Annotated in this window: 18 protein-coding genes; 5 read left to right on the top strand and 13 right to left on the bottom strand. The window is 25.4% G+C overall.

All coding sequences use genetic code 11. From position 1 onward, the window contains the following. Window positions 1-146 precede the first annotated feature (146 nt). Window positions 147-1,550, top strand: coding sequence for an MATE family efflux transporter (locus BUA70_RS10530; RefSeq protein WP_072897116.1), 1,404 nt, complete (start codon window positions 147-149; stop codon window positions 1,548-1,550). A gap of 59 nt (window positions 1,551-1,609) precedes the next feature. Here the strand turns inward: BUA70_RS10530 and BUA70_RS10525 are convergent, their stop codons facing one another. The 8 genes from BUA70_RS10525 to BUA70_RS10495 all read right to left on the bottom strand — a co-directional run bounded on the left by BUA70_RS10525 (window position 1,610) and on the right by BUA70_RS10495 (window position 10,242). Beyond that, a complete protein-coding gene (locus BUA70_RS10525) occupies window positions 1,610-2,857 on the bottom strand; it encodes a helix-turn-helix domain-containing protein (protein ID WP_072897114.1) in 1,248 nt (415 codons plus the stop codon). Window positions 2,858-2,877: 20 nt separating this feature from the next. Next, the gene (locus BUA70_RS10520) at window positions 2,878-4,179 is read right to left on the bottom strand and encodes a helix-turn-helix domain-containing protein (protein WP_072897111.1); all 1,302 of its coding nucleotides are present in this window, start codon (window positions 4,177-4,179) and stop codon (window positions 2,878-2,880) included. 329 nt (window positions 4,180-4,508) lie between these two features. Further along, on the bottom strand, window positions 4,509-4,682 hold the full coding sequence (locus BUA70_RS12995) for a YtxH domain-containing protein (RefSeq protein ID WP_111944808.1): 174 nt from the start codon (window positions 4,680-4,682) through the stop codon (window positions 4,509-4,511). 124 nt (window positions 4,683-4,806) lie between these two features. After that, window positions 4,807-5,706: a ribonuclease H family protein gene (locus BUA70_RS10515; RefSeq protein WP_072897110.1), complete on the bottom strand. Its 900-nt coding sequence runs from the start codon at window positions 5,704-5,706 to the stop codon at window positions 4,807-4,809. 87 nt (window positions 5,707-5,793) lie between these two features. Next, on the bottom strand, window positions 5,794-6,756 hold the full coding sequence (locus BUA70_RS10510; RefSeq protein WP_072897107.1) for a YkvA family protein: 963 nt from the start codon (window positions 6,754-6,756) through the stop codon (window positions 5,794-5,796). 195 nt (window positions 6,757-6,951) lie between these two features. After that, on the bottom strand, window positions 6,952-7,926 hold the full coding sequence (locus tag BUA70_RS10505; protein WP_072897105.1) for a rhomboid family intramembrane serine protease: 975 nt from the start codon (window positions 7,924-7,926) through the stop codon (window positions 6,952-6,954). Between the two features lie 36 nt (window positions 7,927-7,962). Then, entirely contained in the window at window positions 7,963-9,765 is a 1,803-nt protein-coding gene (gene pepF / locus BUA70_RS10500; RefSeq protein ID WP_072897104.1) for an oligoendopeptidase F, read from the bottom strand. A 78-nt stretch (window positions 9,766-9,843) separates the two neighbouring features. After that, window positions 9,844-10,242 (bottom strand): DUF6762 family protein, encoded by a 399-nt coding sequence (locus BUA70_RS10495; RefSeq protein ID WP_072897101.1) that lies wholly within the window; start codon window positions 10,240-10,242, stop codon window positions 9,844-9,846. 249 nt (window positions 10,243-10,491) lie between these two features. Here BUA70_RS10495 and BUA70_RS10490 point away from each other — a divergent pair, with 249 nt between their 5' ends. The 4 genes from BUA70_RS10490 to BUA70_RS10475 all read left to right on the top strand — a co-directional run bounded on the left by BUA70_RS10490 (window position 10,492) and on the right by BUA70_RS10475 (window position 13,286). Beyond that, window positions 10,492-10,821 (top strand): hypothetical protein, encoded by a 330-nt coding sequence (locus BUA70_RS10490; protein ID WP_143762338.1) that lies wholly within the window; start codon window positions 10,492-10,494, stop codon window positions 10,819-10,821. A 108-nt stretch (window positions 10,822-10,929) separates the two neighbouring features. Continuing rightward, window positions 10,930-11,610 carry a metal ABC transporter ATP-binding protein gene (locus tag BUA70_RS10485; RefSeq protein ID WP_072897099.1) on the top strand — a complete coding sequence of 227 codons (681 nt, stop codon included), beginning with the start codon at window positions 10,930-10,932 and terminating at the stop codon, window positions 11,608-11,610. Between the two features lie 13 nt (window positions 11,611-11,623). Next, complete coding sequence (locus BUA70_RS10480) at window positions 11,624-12,415, top strand: metal ABC transporter permease (RefSeq protein WP_072897145.1); 792 nt, start codon at window positions 11,624-11,626, stop codon at window positions 12,413-12,415. A 91-nt stretch (window positions 12,416-12,506) separates the two neighbouring features. Then, window positions 12,507-13,286 (top strand): biotin--[acetyl-CoA-carboxylase] ligase, encoded by a 780-nt coding sequence (locus BUA70_RS10475; protein ID WP_072897097.1) that lies wholly within the window; start codon window positions 12,507-12,509, stop codon window positions 13,284-13,286. 35 nt (window positions 13,287-13,321) lie between these two features. On the opposite strand, the gene BUA70_RS10470 is transcribed toward BUA70_RS10475, so the two are convergent. The 5 genes from BUA70_RS10470 to BUA70_RS10450 all read right to left on the bottom strand — a co-directional run bounded on the left by BUA70_RS10470 (window position 13,322) and on the right by BUA70_RS10450 (window position 18,120). Continuing rightward, a complete protein-coding gene (locus tag BUA70_RS10470; RefSeq protein WP_072897095.1) occupies window positions 13,322-14,203 on the bottom strand; it encodes a DUF6414 family protein in 882 nt (293 codons plus the stop codon). A gap of 92 nt (window positions 14,204-14,295) precedes the next feature. Beyond that, entirely contained in the window at window positions 14,296-15,234 is a 939-nt protein-coding gene (locus tag BUA70_RS10465) for an ABC transporter ATP-binding protein (RefSeq protein ID WP_072897143.1), read from the bottom strand. A 73-nt stretch (window positions 15,235-15,307) separates the two neighbouring features. Further along, window positions 15,308-16,276, bottom strand: a complete 969-nt coding sequence (locus BUA70_RS10460; RefSeq protein ID WP_200789773.1) for an ABC transporter ATP-binding protein — start codon at window positions 16,274-16,276, stop codon at window positions 15,308-15,310. Between the two features lie 14 nt (window positions 16,277-16,290). After that, window positions 16,291-17,136 (bottom strand): oligopeptide ABC transporter permease, encoded by an 846-nt coding sequence (gene opp4C, locus BUA70_RS10455; RefSeq protein ID WP_072897091.1) that lies wholly within the window; start codon window positions 17,134-17,136, stop codon window positions 16,291-16,293. Window positions 17,137-17,148: 12 nt separating this feature from the next. Then, the gene (locus tag BUA70_RS10450) at window positions 17,149-18,120 is read right to left on the bottom strand and encodes an ABC transporter permease (protein WP_072897089.1); all 972 of its coding nucleotides are present in this window, start codon (window positions 18,118-18,120) and stop codon (window positions 17,149-17,151) included. Between the last annotated feature and the right edge of the window lie 109 nt (window positions 18,121-18,229).

Here is an 18,229-nt window from a genome sequence, read left to right as displayed (position 1 = left end):
ACTTTAAGCAATTAAAAAAAATGCTAATTACCGTATAATAATATTATAGGAGATTTCAGAAAGAGGGTTGATTATTAAAAAATGAAATTTTATATTAAAAAATTTAAATCTATATATAATAATTGTTTAAATGAGAGGTGTAATTTATGGGAATGGACAATAAAATTTTCACGGACAACAAAATAGGACGAGTGCTTTTAAAATTTGCAATACCTGCAATTATATCATTATTAGTATCAGAACTTTATAATATGGTAGATACAGTCTTTGTAGGACGTTATATAGGGCCAAACGCTATTGCAGCTTTAACAGTAGCATTTCCAGTTCAAAGATTTATAATAGCCTTAGGGCTTCTTATAGCCGTAGGAGCTTCTACCTTTGTTGCTAGAAGCTTAGGGGAACAAAATAAAAAGAGCTTAGTTAAAACTATAATGAATGCTTTAACAATGACCTTTGTTATCTTAGTCTTTATATCATTATCTGTATTCATTTTTAAAAAACCAATAATTACAGCATTAGGAGCTAGTTCTGTAATATATCCTTTATCTAATAAATATGTATCTATAATTTTAATAGGTGGAATATTTCAATGCTTAGGAGTAGTTGCTTGTTATATAATGACAGCTTTAGGTAATACTAAAATCACTTTATATTCTAACTCAATTGGAGCAATAACAAACATAATTATAGACTTTTTCTTAGTTGCAATTTTAGGTTGGGGCGTTAGTGGTGCTGCTATAGCAACTGTATTTTCTCAAATTGTTGCATTTATTTTTGCAATGATAGAATTTAGAAAAGTTAAAAAGTCTTTTGAAATTGAATTTACATTACCAATGTTTTATAGATCGCTTAATTATAAAATAATCTTTGGAATAATAGCAGTAGGTTTTTCAACATTTATAATAGAGATTTCAGATGCCGTAGTTGCAATAATATTAAATAACTTATTATCATCTATAGGTGGAGACACTGCTATAGTAATAATCGGAGCAGTAACTAGGGTTTCTATGTTTATGTTTATAACTATAATTGGTATAAGTTCTGCAATGCAACCAATTGTAGCTTATAATTACGGTAGTGAAAATTATACAAAAATGAAAAAAACATTAAAACTTTCAATATTAACTGTAACCTTAGCTTCTATAGGGTTTTGGATTATTTTAATGGTATTTACAAAGCCAATTATAGGTTTCTTCTTAAAAGATACCTTAATACTTTCTAAAGCAATACAAGCTTTTAGAATTTGTATTTCTGTTCTTCCAGCAGTTGGTTTATATTATATAGTTATTTATTATTATCAAGCTATTGGAGAAGCTAAAAAATCATTCTTGCTATCAATTTATAGACAAATGTTAGTGTTTATTCCTTTAGTATTTATTATGACTAACTTCTTCGGAGTTATGGGAGCTTGGCTTTCATTTCCTATATCTGATATGATATCTGCAATAACTTCTTTATTCTTTATGAAAAAAGCCTTTAGTCAAAAATTTGAAAAAGAATATAGATATTCAGATAAAAATAATTATAGAAAAGAGTGTATAAAAGCTTAATTTTAAAGATATAAAAAAGGTTTCTTAAAATGAATTTTCATTTTAAGAAACCTTTTTTATTAAAGTCTTTTTTCTAAATTTAATGCTAATGTAAAATATTTTAATGATTCTCTTGTTTCATTTAATATATAATACATATTAGCCATCTCTAAATATCTATCATATTTTTCTTCTTTAGTTCCAAACTTAAGTAATGCATCTAAAGATAAATTCATATACATTTCTGATTGCAGATACATACCTTTCTTTTGAAGAATTAATCCTTTTAAATAATATGCCTTTTCTATAAGTTTTATATTATTACAATTAATAGCTATATTTAAAGCCATTTCTGAATAGTGCTGAGCCAAATCAAATTCTTGATTTTTAATTAATGTTCCTACACATTTATTTAGGAAATCTCCATAAGCAGCCCCTTGATTTTGTGGAAATTCATCTAAAGCTTCTCTAATTTCCTTTATTGCTATATCTTTTTTACCTATCTTAAAATATTTATCTCCATAAGTTTCTTTTAAATAGCATCTAGCTTTTGCCCTATCCTTTAAAAGGATTTCAGATTCTTCCATATATTTTTCAGCACCTCTTTGCTCTTTTTCAATCATAACAGCAGCAAAGGCTCCTAATATTTGTCCTTTTAAAAGCTTATTATCTATATTTACACTTTTTTCTTTTGCCTTAAAAATTATTGAGTAAGCTTCATCATCATATCCTAATCTATAATAACAAATACCTTCTGCAAAAAGCAATTCACAGTCTAATTCAGTATTTAAATCATTCTTAAGAGCTTCCCTTAATCTATTTATACAAGTTATAGATTCTATATATTCTCTACTTTTATAAAAATAATATGCCATATCCTTAAAGTATTCTTCTGCCCCTTTAGAATAATTTTGATATAAAGAATAATAATCTGTTATTATATCTTGAACTTTATCATATTTCTCATCTCTTAAATAAAATCTAAATAATTCATGCATTATATCAAAGGCTAAATCATAGTATTTATAATCCTTTGCATAACTTAAATAAGTTTTTAAATCTTCTTCAAAATTTTTGTCTTCTTTATTGTTTAGAGATTTTTCTAAACTTTTTTCTATTTGTTCTCTTACATCTTGTTTTAAATATTTTACATCTAAATCTAATTTTTCAGCTACTATATTTATTATCCATGGTTCAGCCTTTACTTTACCATTTTCTATGCAGCTCATTTTTGATATTGATATTTTATCTTCACATAATTCCTTTAAGGTTATTCCCTTATATATTCTTGCTCTTTTTATTTTTTCCCCAGTTGATAATATTTCCATTCCCATCACCTGTAACTATTTTAGTTTTTTATAGTTCCTAATTCTTTAAATATAGAGACACCCTCATCTAAATATTTTGCAGCCTCACTATCATTTCTTCTTTCTAAATAAAACTTTCCTAAAATAATAGCAATTTCTCCCGCTTTATTTAAATCTTTATTATTCTTTGCAAGCTCTAATGTTTCTTTTAAGATTGATTCAGCATCTACAAAGTTTTCTCTTAATAAACATAATCTATATTTTAACAAATTATATTCAACTATAGCCTTTAATCCACCTTCATTTAGATGTTCTTCCATTTCTTCTAACACTTTGCTACAGCTTGCAATATCTTTTAGCTGAATATAATTTTCACATATTTGAGTTAATGTTTCTGTAAGTTTTGTATCTCTTCTTTCTAATCTTAATCTTTTTGAAATCTCAAAATGTTTAAAAGATTCTTCTATATTCTCAAACTCATAAAACATTCTTCCTAAATTATGCTCAATATTAGATATATTATCTAAATTATTTATTTCTTTATAAATGCCTAAAGATTTAGCTGAATATTTTATGGCATTAGTTAAATCTCCATTTTGATTAAACTCTTCTGCTAGCAATAATAAATTTTTTGCATATTTTTTTCTATCATATATTTGTTCAAACTTCTCTTTTGATAAAATAGCATAATTCATAGCATTAGTGAAATCTTCAAGTTTAAAATAAGTTTTTGCCATGTTAAAATAGATATTTCCTAATACATAGTCATTTCCTATTTCATGATTACAATAAGCCTTCTCTGCCTGTTGCAAATATGAAATTGCAGAATGATATGCTTTAAGATCTAAAGTTATTTTTCCTAAATTTAAAAAAGTATCTACAATTTCTTCATAGTTATTATTTTTCATAAATATAACATTAGCAGCTAAAAAGTATTGCTGAGCTGGAACAAGATTTTTTTTAATTTTATATGCCTTTGCTCTTAAAAATAAATTTCTAGCTTTTCTATACTCTAAATTATATTTTTCTGCATAATAAAGAGCTTTTTCTATAAAGCTTTCTGCAATTTCTATATCTTCCGCTAATATGTAAGACTCTGCTACTTGTTCGTAATAAGAACAAATTTTTTCAGCTTGAGTTTCTTCGGATTCCATAAGATATTCTACTGAAGTTTTTAATGTTTGAGCTAAGTATTCTAATAAATCCATAGATGGATTAGATCTTCCTGACTCAACTAAACTTATTTGACCTGGAGTTATTCTATCTCCTGCCAAATCCTTTAATGTCATATTTAATCCTTTTCTTCTTCTTTTTATTTTTTCCCCTAATGAAAGAATCTCCATTGCCTCTCTCTCTTCCTTCTTTTATATTTGCTGTAATTTATAATTTATTCATTTATATAAATTATATCATAAAACAAAAAAAATATAGTACTTCTTTTGCCAATTGTTCTTTGATTTTAAGGTTTTATTTAAAAAATAACTAAAATTCGACATAAAAGTTATATTTTTCTCCCTGTATCCTTTTTTCAAAAAATATATATGTATTTTTTAATATATTAAAATTTTTAATATATTTTTTTAATCAAAATGTTTATAAAAAGAGCTATAATTTAGAACATTCTAAATTATAGCCTTTTTCTTTTTGATAAAATATGAATTTTTTATTTATACTATCTTCTAAAATTCATCATATTACCATAGGCATCTCCTGCCATATTCATAGCTCTTTTGCCCATTTTTCTTATTTGTCTTTTAGTTCTTCTATCAAATTGTGGCATCATCATCATTCCTATAGCTGCACCTACTAACATTCCTGCAGCCATACCTTTTACATATCTACACATATTTAACACCTCTAATTCTTTATTTAAATAGACATTTTTAGTTTGTGCAGATTTAAAAAATTTATAATACATTTTATATTTATTAATAAAAACTATATAATTTAAAATATTTTATTATATTATTTTACTCTAAAGTAATATTTTTAATAAAATCTAATACCTTTAACTGTTTTTCCTTTGATAATGATTTAACCATTTCATTAATCTTTTTACTAATATCTAAATCTATTTTTTCTTCAATTTTATTATTTTTGTTTTTATCTATTTGGTTAACTATTATAATCTTATCTTCTTTATTATTTGTAATTTCTAATATCTCTTTTTTTATCTTATCATCAGTTACATATAAAACATTATTATTTAACCACTTATCAACAACTTTATCAGAATCTATAAATAATTTTTCCTTGCACTTTTCATCTGCAAGTTCATTAAATAATTCTCCTGTATGACTATCTACCTTAACAAATATAACTTCTATTCCTAGTTTTATTAATTCATTCATTTTATTATAATATTTTATAGAAGATTCCTCTCTTCTTTCCCAAAAACCAGTGGCATGATGAGCAATACCCTCATAATCATGAAAAATTAATACTTTTTTTTCTTTTTTACTTAAAGCATACTGAACACCTTTAATGGCTGCCTCTAATTCTCCCGCTATCTGTCTTATATTACTTTGGGATGTATCCTCTGATGCTCCACTATCTATATATTCAATAACATCATTTCTAACTGCTACTAATCCGTAAGCATATTTTTTTGTTTTTATATTATAACTTCCATCAACATATATATTTAAACAATCCTTTGGATACTCATCTACTCCCTTTTTTAGCATCTTACTTCCTTCTGCTAAAAATTCTTTTGCTTTATTTATATCCTCAAAACTTTTATATTTTGCTCCCTTTACTCCTTTTACATACTTTAAGCATTCTGACCATGTACTAACGATTTTATTTTCAATTTTTTCATTAGTATTAAAATCAAAACCTTCTTTTATAGCATAAACTTTTTTTCCCATATTATATTGCTCCTTATTGTAATTTAATCACATTGAAAATTTTACCACATATTAACATAAAAATTCTTCACTAAAACATATTAATTTTTATTCTGTTACTAAATCTTCAATAACAGCATAAACCTTGTCCACATTACCTGCTACTGTAAATTTAGTTAAGTATTCTATTGCTTGCTTTAATACTATAACAAATTCATTTTTTCCTTGCCAGTTCTCTAATATAACCTCTATTGGTACATCATTAACTATTCTATTTAAAACAAAGAAAATTACTCCCATATCATCTATTCTACCTATAAAAGGAATCTTATCTGGTAATATATCTAATGGGAAGGTTATATATGTAAAAGATCCTATAATTGCTGCTTTTGTTTTTGTATCCACTCTATTATCGCCTAATAATCTAAATATAAGTGCTAATATATCTGGAATAATAAATATGTAATCTGAATACTTTTGAGCTTTCTTAGGTAACATAGCTTTAGTATAACATCTTCCTTCTGTATAATAATCAGAAACTTTATGTACCTTAATATTTTTTATATCAATTTCTTCTTTATCTTCTTCCTTTTCTTCTACTTTTTCTACCTTTTCCCCTATTCGTCCAAAGTCAAAGTCTATTTCTTCTACTCTTACATCTAAAAATCCATTTTCACAGGAAATAGAATTTAAATTAAATTTTAAAAAAGGTAATTTTTCTAATATTTTGTTTATGTCTACTTCAATACAATCACTTTTAGATGCTATTCCTGAATCCTTTAAATTTTTTAAGGCTAATTTTAAAGCTATTGCTTTTATAAATTTAAATATTCCAAGCTTCATTAATTTTATTTTTTTTAATTTTAATAAAAGCTTGTTATCTTGCATACCTAAAAGTTCTGTTTCTACTTGAAAAGGAACAGTTATAATCTTTTTAAATTCTCCTTTTAAGTTTATGTATTCTGTTATTTCAACATCTTTTATTTTTAGTCCATCTACTTTAACAAAGTCATTTATAATAGAAATAATGTCATTTCCACATAATTTAACTTTAATCTCTGATATATTCATAACTTCCCCTCCAATATTTAGATAACTCATATACTTAAGTATACCCTATTAGAATTGCAAATTAAAGTAAAAGGAAACAAAGGAACTTTCAAGAGAAATTAATAAAATTTTTATAAAAATTAAAAGAGACTGTATGAAAATATACAGTCTCCTTCTTAAGTTTAAGTATTCATAATAAAATTCAATTTTTATTTATTACTTTTTTAATATTAATAGTTTAGTTAATATTAAACTTATTAATATTCCACCAATGAGCCCTCCAAAGTGACCAAAATTATCTATATTAGGTGTTGAAATTCCTATTATTATATTTAAAAATACAACACTTAAAATATCCCAAAAAAATTGTTTTCCTATTCTATTTTTTTGATTTACTGCAAGAACCAAGCAAGCACCCAATAATCCAAAGATAGCTCCTGAAGCACCTACTGAAATAGATGGAGATAATAAATAGCTAGTATATGATGAAATTATTCCAGATACAAAATATATTATTAAGTATTGTTTTTCGCCATAAACTTGCTCTACTATATTTCCTAGGGAATATAGTGCATACATATTAAATAATAAATGCATAATTCCTCCATGTAAAAACATAGCTGTTATAAGTCTATAATATTGGCCATTATCTATTAAAGGATTTACTTTAGCTCCAAGCTTTACTAAAGTACCAATATCAATGTCTATAAAGTTTCCAGACATTAATACACTTATTATAAATACTAAGATATTAATTGATATTAATATAGTAGTTACTTTAGATGGTAATTTAAAAGGCGATACTTTTCTACTTAGTTTACTATTTAATAAAGAACTTATTACTTCCACTAAAAATTCACAACCTACATCATAGCTTATAATTTTTAAATTTTCTTTATCAAAATATAGTGAATTATAAAAATTGCTATTTTCTCTTATAGAATCTTCCTTTGAAATAATAATATTATTTAAAGCAAAATTCTTTCCCTTTTTTATCAAAAAATCATAAGCATTTTTTCCTAATAACTTTTTATTACTATCTAAAGAAAATATAACTCCATATATTCCTTTATTACTATAATTTAATGCTATAAAATTTTTTTCTCCATTTTCTTTTACATAAAATTCTTCAATAACAAATCCATATTTTTTTATGAGATAATTAAATATAGTTTCTTCATTTATTTTCATAAAACTACCTTTTTTACTTTTACCTTACCTAAAATATTATTTTATAATTTTTTCAAGCATATCTAATAATTCATCAAATCTATTAATTGTAGCTTCTAAAGGCTTTGATGTTGTCATATCTACTCCAGCATTTTTTAATATATCTATTGGGTAGTTAGAACCTCCTGCCTTTAAGAATCCTTTATATTTTTCAACAGCATTTTCCTTTTTATCTAATATAGAATTTGCAAAAGCTGATGCTGCTGAATATCCTGTTGCATATTGATAAACATAAAAATCTCTATAAAAATGTGGTATTCTTGCCCACTCTACATCTATTTCAGAATCTATAATTATATCTTTTCCAAAGAACTTAACATTTAAGTCATGCCAAATATTATCTAAATCCTTTGAAGATAGAGGAGTTCCTCCTTCTATTTTTTCATGAGTTATAAGTTCAAACTCTGCAAACATTAATTGTCTAAATACTGTTGTTCTGATTTGCTCTAACTCCTGATTTATTAAAAATAACTTTTTCTTATCATCTTTTTCTTTTTCTATTAGGTGATGTATTAAAAGTATTTCATTCGTAGTTGATGCTACCTCTGCACAGAACAAAGTGTATTGAGAATAATGAAATGGTTGATTTTCTTTTGAATAATATGAATGTATTGAGTGACCCATTTCATGAGCTAAAGTAGACACATCATTTAATTCATAATTATAATTTAAAAGAACATAAGGCATTGTATCATAGCATCCCCAAGAATATGCTCCGCCTCTTTTTCCTTTATTCTCATAAATATCTATCCATCCATTATTAATTCCCTTTTTAAATAGGCTTATATATTCATCTCCTAAAGGTCTTAGTCCTTCTTCTACCATCTCTACAGCTTTAGGAAAAGCTATATCTTCTTTTTCTATTTCTACTACAGGTACATATAAATCATACATATGAATTTCATCTAATCCTAAAAGCTTTTTCTTTATATCAACATATCTATGAAGTGAAGGTAATTTTTTATCTATTGTTTCTATAGCATTATAGTAAACTTCTGTAGGTATATTATTAGGACTTAAGGAAGCATCTAAAGAATTTTTATATTTTCTTGTTTTACTATTAAATATAAAATTCTTAATTGATGATGTTAAAGATGTCGCTATAGTATTTTCAAACTTTTTATATTCTCCAAATAATGATTGGAAAGCTTCTTTTCTTACTTCTCTATTTTTATTTTTTATGTAATTATTATAATTACCTTCTGTTAATTCTACCTCTTCCCCATTTTCATTCTTTATGCTCTTAAAATTCATTTCTGCATTAGTTAAAATGCCATATATATTTTGAGGTGCTGATAAACAGTCGGAAACAGATGCCATAAGCTCTTCCATTTCTTTTGAAAGAATATGTGGCTTTTCTTTAAGTATATCTTCAAAGAAAAATTTATAATCTAAAAGTTTGGGCTCTTCTTTTATAAATTCTTCTATAGTACCATCTTTTAATGACAAAATCTCTGGAACAAAAAATGCAGTATAACTACCAAGTTCAGCTAAATATCCATCAATTTTATTTTTTAAAACTTGAAATTCTACATTAGCTGTATCTTCATCAGATCTTAAATGAGCATATACCATTAATTTTTCTGCTTTTCTTTCTACTTTTTCAGATAGACTTAAATAATCTAATATAGTTTTACTATTATTTAATTTACCTTGAAAATCTTTAAGATTTAAAGCTTCTTTTTTTAAATCTTCAAAGTCATTATTCCATTGATCTACATTCTCATAAATTTTTTCTACTTGCCACTTATCCCTTTGTGGTATTTCATCTCTTGTTCTAAGTTTTTTCACCTTTTCCATTTATATAGCCCTCCTACCTTTAACCTATTTTTTGAAAATTATACTTTAATTTCTATATATAAGTATAACACTTTAATATTAATCTTGGTATTCTTCTTCTTTGTCTTTTATATCCTTAAAAACCTTTTCCATATTTTCTTTTACCAAATTACATAGTTCATTAATAATAGCTTTCATTTCTTCATGATCATCATCAAATTTAAATTTAACTATCCATGTCGGATTATATTTATCATCGTCTTCTTCTATTATATATCCTAAATCTTTAAAAGCATCTTCATTAAAAAGATCAAATATCGCTGAATATTCCCACTCTTCCACATCTCTTTTAGTATCAAAGGAAAAATTCACTTCACCATCAACTAAAAATAATTTTGTTACATAATCCGCTCCATCTCCCACAGCATAGCTTCCAACTTCTTTAATAAACTTTCCTTCTTTATCTCTTTCCATTAAAACTAATGATGAAAAATCCATCTTATAATCCCTTCTTTCTTTTTATTTTATTCTTATAAATAAATATTTATTATTGTTAAATAGGATTTTATTATATACTATTTTTTAATATTATACCTCATATTATTTTTTTAGGTAATATAGATAAAATTATTCTCATTAAATCTATAAAAATAGTTTAATGTTTTTCCATAATTTGGTATTATATTTTTAGGAGGTGATTTTATGTCTAAAAAAATGAGAATGACAAGAAGTAGACGCTCTAAAATTATGAAAAGACGAAGAATAATAACTTATACAAGTGCTATTATTTTTGTTATTACTTTTATCATTAGTATTAGATTAATATATGTTAATTCTAAATGTAAAGACCTTTATTATGCAACAGAATATTATATGACAACTTACCCTTTTAATAACAGCAAGGTATTGGATGTACAAGCTATGAACTTAGTTTTTTCTGACGGTAATTCTGCTGTAGTAGAAGTTACTGGAATGCATCCAAAAGCACCTCATCCTAAAACTATGTATAAAGCTTATTTTGAGAAAAACAAATCAGATAAATGGACACTTGAAGATGTCACTTTACTGGAAAGTTAAATATTCACTTAAAATTAATATAAATATTATTTATTAATCCTAGTTCTTGCAAATAATTTGCATTTCCATATATAATATATAAGTAAATTAAACTAGGAGTTGATAATTTTGATTAAAATAAATAATCTATGTTTTTCCTATAATTCAAAGCCTCCTTATGCTTTAGATAATGTTTCAATAAACATACCTAAGGGGGCTTACGTTTCTATTATAGGACCTAATGGTAGTTGTAAAACTACACTAGTAAAATTAATATTAAATCAATTAAAACCATGTTTAGGTTCTATAGATTTAGACTATAATAAAATAGGATATGTACCTCAAAAAGTTGATAGTTTTAATTCTCAATTTTCCATTACAGTAAAAGAAGTTTTAAGCTGTCATGCTTCTGTTTTAAAGTTAAAAGATAAGAGCATAATAGATAAAGCTCTATCTCAAGTAAAAATGGAAAACTTTAAAAATAATCTTATAGGTAGCTTATCTGGAGGGCAACAACAAAAAATATTTATAGCCAGGGCTCTTATGGGTTGTCCTGACCTTTTAATACTAGATGAATTAAGTACAGGGGTAGATCATAAATCACAAAAAGAAATATATTCTCTTATAAAAAATTTAAATGAAACTTTAAATATAACTATTTTATCTGTAGAACATAATTTAAAAATGGCATTAGAATACTCTACTCATATATTAGAACTTTTTGAAGGGGATGCTAAATTTTATACAGTAGAAGAATATAAAAATCTTATTAATAAAAATAATATCTTTTTAACTAGAGAGGAGATTTAGTATGTTTTTCAGTATGTTTCAGCTTGAATTTATGCAAAATGCCTTTTTGGCAGGACTTATAATCTCCCTTCTATGTCCATGTATAGGATTATTTTTAGTTCTTAAAAGATATTCTATGATTGGAGATACTTTATCTCACTCTTCCTTTGCAGGAGTAGCAATCGGTTTAGTTTTAGGATATAATCCTCTAATTACAGCTTTTATATTTACATCCTTATGTGCTGTAGTTATTGAACTTTTAAGAAACTATTTTAAAAGATATGCAGAACTTGTTATGTCAATTATTTTAACTTTAAGTTTAGGTATTGCTATTATATTAGTAAGTAGTGGTAAAACTAATGCTAAAGTAAATTCATATCTTTTTGGTAGCATATTAACAGTATCAAATGAAGATTTACTAATAATATTTATTGTAAGTATTATTTGCTTTATATTAATAGGATTCCTTTACAAAAAACTTATATACACTACCTTTGATGAGGAAGGTGCTAAGGTTTCTGGCATTAATGTAAAACTTATAAATTATATCTTTACATTAATAGTAGGTGCTACAATTTCTGTTTCAATAAGAGTTATGGGGATTCTTGTAATATCATCAATAATAGTAGTTCCTGTAGCTGCTGCTATGCAGTTTAAAAAAGGCTTTTCAAAGACTTTAATAATTTCTATGATTATTGGTTTTATTGATATACTTTTAGGACTTATAACCTCATATGTTTTTAATACTGCCCCAGGTGGTACCATTGCTATAACTTCTGTTGCAACCTTATTAATATCAATTATAATAAATAGATATAAAAATTAGTATTTTAAGATGGTATCATTAATAATTTTTATGATAGCATCTTTTTTATATAAAACTACTTAACTTTTTAAAAATTTGAAAGGATTTTTTTATGGATAAAAACTTAATAAAAAAACATCTAAAGACTAGTTTATTTGGAAATAACATATTAACCTTTAATTTAATAGATTCTACAAATACCTACGGAAAAAAAATATGTAAAGAAGGTTCTTATAGTGGAACCTTAATAATCTCTGAAAAACAAACTATGGGAAGAGGAAGACAAGAAAAGCCGTGGCTTTCTGTTGAAGGTAAAGGAATTTATATGTCTCTTATTTTAGATAATGATTTATCTTTAAATAAATTAATGCTTCTTCCTCACCTTATTGCTGCATCTATACATAGTACTTTTAAAAAATATAACATACATACGAAGATAAAATGGCCTAATGACATTTATCTAAATAATAAAAAAATCTCTGGAATATTAATAGAACAAGTTTTTGATAATGAAAATAAAGGTCATATAATACTAGGTATAGGAGTTAATATATCTTTAGATATATCTGATATATCTCCTGATTTAATAAATAAAGCCTCTTCTATAAAAATAGAAACAGGTATAGATTTAAATCGTGAAGAATTTATAGCTTTCTTTTTAAATGATTTAGAATTAAGATATGAAAATTTTAAACTAAATAATAATATTAATTTTCTAAATATATGTAGAAATAATTCTCTTATAATTGGAGAAAATATAAAATACATATATAATAATTCGGTGTTCAAAGGTAAAGTTTTAGATATTTGTGACGATGGTTCTCTTTTAATAGAAAAATCTACATTAGAAAAAATTAAATTAATATCTGGAGAAGTTTCTATAATCCTTTAAAAAACTATAAAAATAAAAGCTATAAGCTTTTATTTTTATAGATAAACAGCAATAGGAACAACCTGTATAGTTGGCCCCTTAATAACAGGGTTTATTTTAGGTATTACAATTCCATTTTCTCTTATTATATTTAAATGACCTTCTATATTCTTAAAAAAGCTATTATAATACTCTACCATTCCAGTTCTTCTAAATAAATTTATCTCCTCTTCTTCTCTTATTACCCTAATAGACTTTGCTAAAATTCTACACCTACCTCTTAATATATCGTAAGGATGATTATCTATTAGATGATCCATATTAGCTGTTAAAACAACCTCTTTATTGTTTAAATTTAAAATTAAATCCCTAGTATTATATTCTGTACATTTTTCATAACACATTTTTAAACTATTAAGTAAAATATCATAATTTATTATAGTTTTTAACTCCTTAAATCTTGCTTTTATAAAATCTTTATCTATATTTTCTAGTATATTAATTAAAAGTTTCAAGGTTGTTATAGGTTGATTTTCCATAATAACTCCTTCTAGTTCAACTATATCTCCTTCCCTAATCTTATTAAATTCATAATTTTTTTTATCTATAATCACTAATTTTTTTTCATTCTCTAATTGATTTCTTAAATTAAAAAATATAGAAAATAGAGTAATAGTTCTAGAAAGAGTAACTTCTTTTACTGTTACCTCTCTGTTTAACCTTTCTCCAGTAAAATCATCACATATTTTTAAGCAATCGTGAATATCTTTATCCAATTGTTTTTCAATAGCTGCTCTTCTTTCATCTGAGCATTCTAAAGAATACCTTATACTTAAAGTATCTGATAAAAATGCTCCATTAACTGAAAATAATTCAAGCATTAAATTTTTATTCATAAGTAAAGGAGTAAAATTAAATAAGTTACCACTTACACTCACAAGAATTCTCCCTAAATTTTTATTTCATTAATAAAAGGTTTCTTTATAATATATACTTATTATTTTTTCTAATATCACTTAAAATTATATATTTATACAAAGTGACAGCATACAAAATGTTCTCTATTAACTTCTTTAAAGATAGGAGCTTCGTTTTTGCATATATCCTTAGCATAAGGACATCTTGTATGAAATCTACAACCTTCTGGAATAGAACTACCTGTAGGTATCTCTCCCTTTAATAAAATTCTTTCCCTCTTTTCTAAGGGATGGCTTTTAGGTATAGATGATATTAATGCCTTTGTATATGGATGAAGAGGATTTTCAAATATGTCTTTAGTTTTTCCCTTTTCTACAATAATTCCTAAATACATAACCCCTATATAATCTGAAAAATTCTTAACAACATTTAGGTTATGAGAAATAAATAAATAGGTTAACTTAAATTTATCCTTTAAATGTAACATCAAATTTAAAATTTGAGATTGAACTGAAACATCTAAAGCTGCCGTTGGCTCATCACAAACTATAAATTTAGGTTTTAAAACCAATGCTCTTGCAATTCCAATTCTTTGCCTTTGTCCTCCACTAAATTCATGAGGATATCTATCTAAAACATCATCATTTATTCCACAGTAGTTTAAATACTCTTTAACTACCTTTTCACACTGCATTTTATTATTTACTAATTTATGTTTTATAAGTCCTTCTGAAACTATGTAATTAATATTTTTCCTTGGATCTAAACTTCCATAAGGATCTTGAAAAATTATTTGCATATTTTTTCTTATACTTGTAATTTCTTTTTTACTTACTTTTTCTTTTTTTTCTATATTGAATAATACTTTTTTATCAAAAATTACTTCTCCGCCAGTTCCTTTAATTAAATTTAAAATAACTTTTCCTGTAGTAGATTTTCCACAACCTGATTCTCCTACTAAAGCCATTATTTTTCCTCTTTCTATTTTAAAGGAAACATCATCAATAGCCTTTAAGTATTTTTTATTTCTATTAAAAAAGCTAGTATTCATAGAAAAATATTTTTTTAAATTATTAACTTCTAATATATAATCTTTATCTAAAGAATTCTTCAATTAAATTCACCTAGCTTTCTTTTAAACTTAACCAACATCTTACAAAGTGATTTTCTTTTATTTTTATTAGCTCTGGTTCTTCACCTTTACACTTTTCCATAGCAAAATCACATCTTGTATTAAACTTACATCCTAAAGGCTTAAAATCAATTCTAGGAACGGTACCTTTAATTGTAAAAAACCTATTATTTTTAATATTATAAGGATTAGACTTAATAAGACCTTTAGAATACGGATGAAAATTATTATTAAAAAACTCTACTATATCACTATTTTCAATAATTCTTCCTAAATACATAACTATAACTTCATCACATATTTCTGCTACCACTCCTAAATCATGGGTTATTATAAGCACTGTAGCATCTAGTTTTAAAGTAAGTTCTTTTAAAAGGTCTAATATCTCCATTTGTATAGTTACATCTAAAGCGGTGGTTGGTTCATCAGCAATTATAATTTTAGGATTACAGCATATTCCTAAAGCAATCATAACTCTTTGCCTTAATCCTCCACTCAATTGAAAAGGATATAAATTTGCTACCTCTTCTACATTAGGTATTTTAACAAGCTTTAATACTTCTAAGACTTTTTTCTTTTTATCCTTTTTATTCATATCATTAAAATGAAGAGTAAAAACTTCCTCTATTTGTTCTCCTACAGTCATTATAGGATTTAATGCTGTCATAGGATCTTGAAATATTAAAGATATATCTTTTCCTCTTATTTTACAAATCTCTTCTTCTTTAAGGCTTGATATACACTTTCCTTCATATAAAATTTTTCCTTCTACCTTAAAGTTATCCTTTAAAAGTTTAGTTATTGATAAGGCTGTAATAGTTTTCCCACTTCCAGATTCTCCTACAAGAGCAGTAATTTTGCCTCTTTTTAAGGAAAAGCTAACATCTTCTAAAATACTTATATCTTTATCTAAATTTTTAATCTTTACATTTAAATTTTTAACTTCTAAAATATTATCCAAAATCTATCACATCCTTAAACTTTTATCTTAGGATCTAATGCATCCCTTAATCCATCGCCAATAAAATTAATTGATAAAACTGTTAATAATACTGAAAGGCCTGGAGGTACCCATTGCCACCATTGATTTTTTAGTGTAGACATTTTTTGAGCTGAAGATAGCATATTTCCCCAACTAGGTTTAGGAAGTTTTACTCCAAGGCCTAAAAAACTTAAAGCAGACTCTGTTAATATTCCTCCTGCAATTGCAAGAGTAGCTGTAACTAAAATAGAAGGAATTACATTTGGAATTATATGTCTTATTATTATTTCATTCCAATTTAATCCTATGGCCTTAGAAGCCTCTATGTATTCCATTTCTCTAATACTTAATATCTCTGCTCTTACTATTCTAGCTATACTTGTCCAAGACAATACTCCTATTATAAGAATTACATTCCAAACACTAGGACCTAATAAAGCTGCTAAGGTAATAGCTATAACAAAAAAGGGAAAGCACATAAATATATCTACAATTCTCATTATTATAAAATCTACTGCTCCACCAAAGTATCCTGCAATAGCTCCTAATGTAACACCTATTGTAACCTGAATAAATGTTGCCATAACTCCTACTAATAAAGAAACTCTTCCTCCATATATAAGCCTTGAAAATATATCTCTTCCCATTTCATCAGTACCTAATATATGCTCTCCACTTGGAGGTGAAGATATATTAGATAGGTCTACTTTATTTATATCTACCTTAGTTATAAATGAAGCTAATAAGGAAAATATAATAAGTATTATTAATATTAAAGAGCCAAATAAGGCAAGTTTGTTCTTTTTAAATTTAATCCAAGCCATATTTTTATTTTTCATAATATATCTCCTCTAATTATTTTTACTATATCTTATTCTAGGATCTACTAAAGAATAGAGTAAATCAGCTAAAATATTAGAACATAATATAACTATAGCTATAATCATAAGTATACCCATTATTAATGGATAATCTCTATTTAACACAGCTTCATAATTTAATCTTCCAATTCCTGGCCATACAAATATAGTTTCTGTTATTAATGCTCCTGAAAATATTCCTGGTATCTCTAAACAAAGAATTGTTATTATAGGTATTAAAGAATTTTTAAATCCATGAGTCATAATAGCTTTTTTCTTTGTCATACCTTTAGCTCTTGCAGTTTGTATAAAATCCTTACTCATATTCTCTAGCATAGATGATCTTGTATATCTCATAAGTGAGGCTGTATTCATAAGAGCAAGAACTATAACTGGCATAATCATATGTTTTAATACATCAAAAAAAGCTTTAATTCCTATATAATTTTCTCCTGGAGTTTTCATACCTGATATAGGAAATATCTTAAGATCAAAGGCTAAAAGCTTTATAAGAAGCATACCAAAAAAGAAAGAAGGTATAGATATTCCAATAAAAGATAATATTGTTATCAAATAATCTATAGTTTTTTCCTTCTTCATAGCAGATATTACTCCTAAAGGAATTGCTATACTTACACTTAATATTAAAGCTACTGAGGATAAAAGAACTGTATTTCCCATTCTTTTATTTATTACATTAATAACTGGTTCTTTATATTGTATTGAATATCCTAAATCACCTTTTATAGCTCTACTAGACCATTTCATATATTTAACTGGTAAAGAATCATAATACCCTAATTTTTTTAACATTTCCTCTGTCTGCTCCGCTGGTACATTAGGATTAATCATTTGTATATATGGATTGCCTGGCTGACTATGAACAAAGATAAATACAATAATAGATATTCCAAAAAACACTAATAGCGAAATCCAAAATCTTTTTAATATACGTTTACCCAAAATTTTATCCTCCTATAAAAAGTTTGAAAAATTAAAAGGTATAAAAGATAATTAATCTTTTACACCCTTCAATATTTTTTAAACTAATCTTCTATATACTAATCTTTAG

It is taken from the genome of Clostridium fallax (assembly GCF_900129365.1).
GTDB lineage: Bacteria > Bacillota > Clostridia > Clostridiales > Clostridiaceae > Clostridium_AH > Clostridium_AH fallax.
This window is presented reverse-complemented; position numbering and strand designations above follow the sequence as displayed.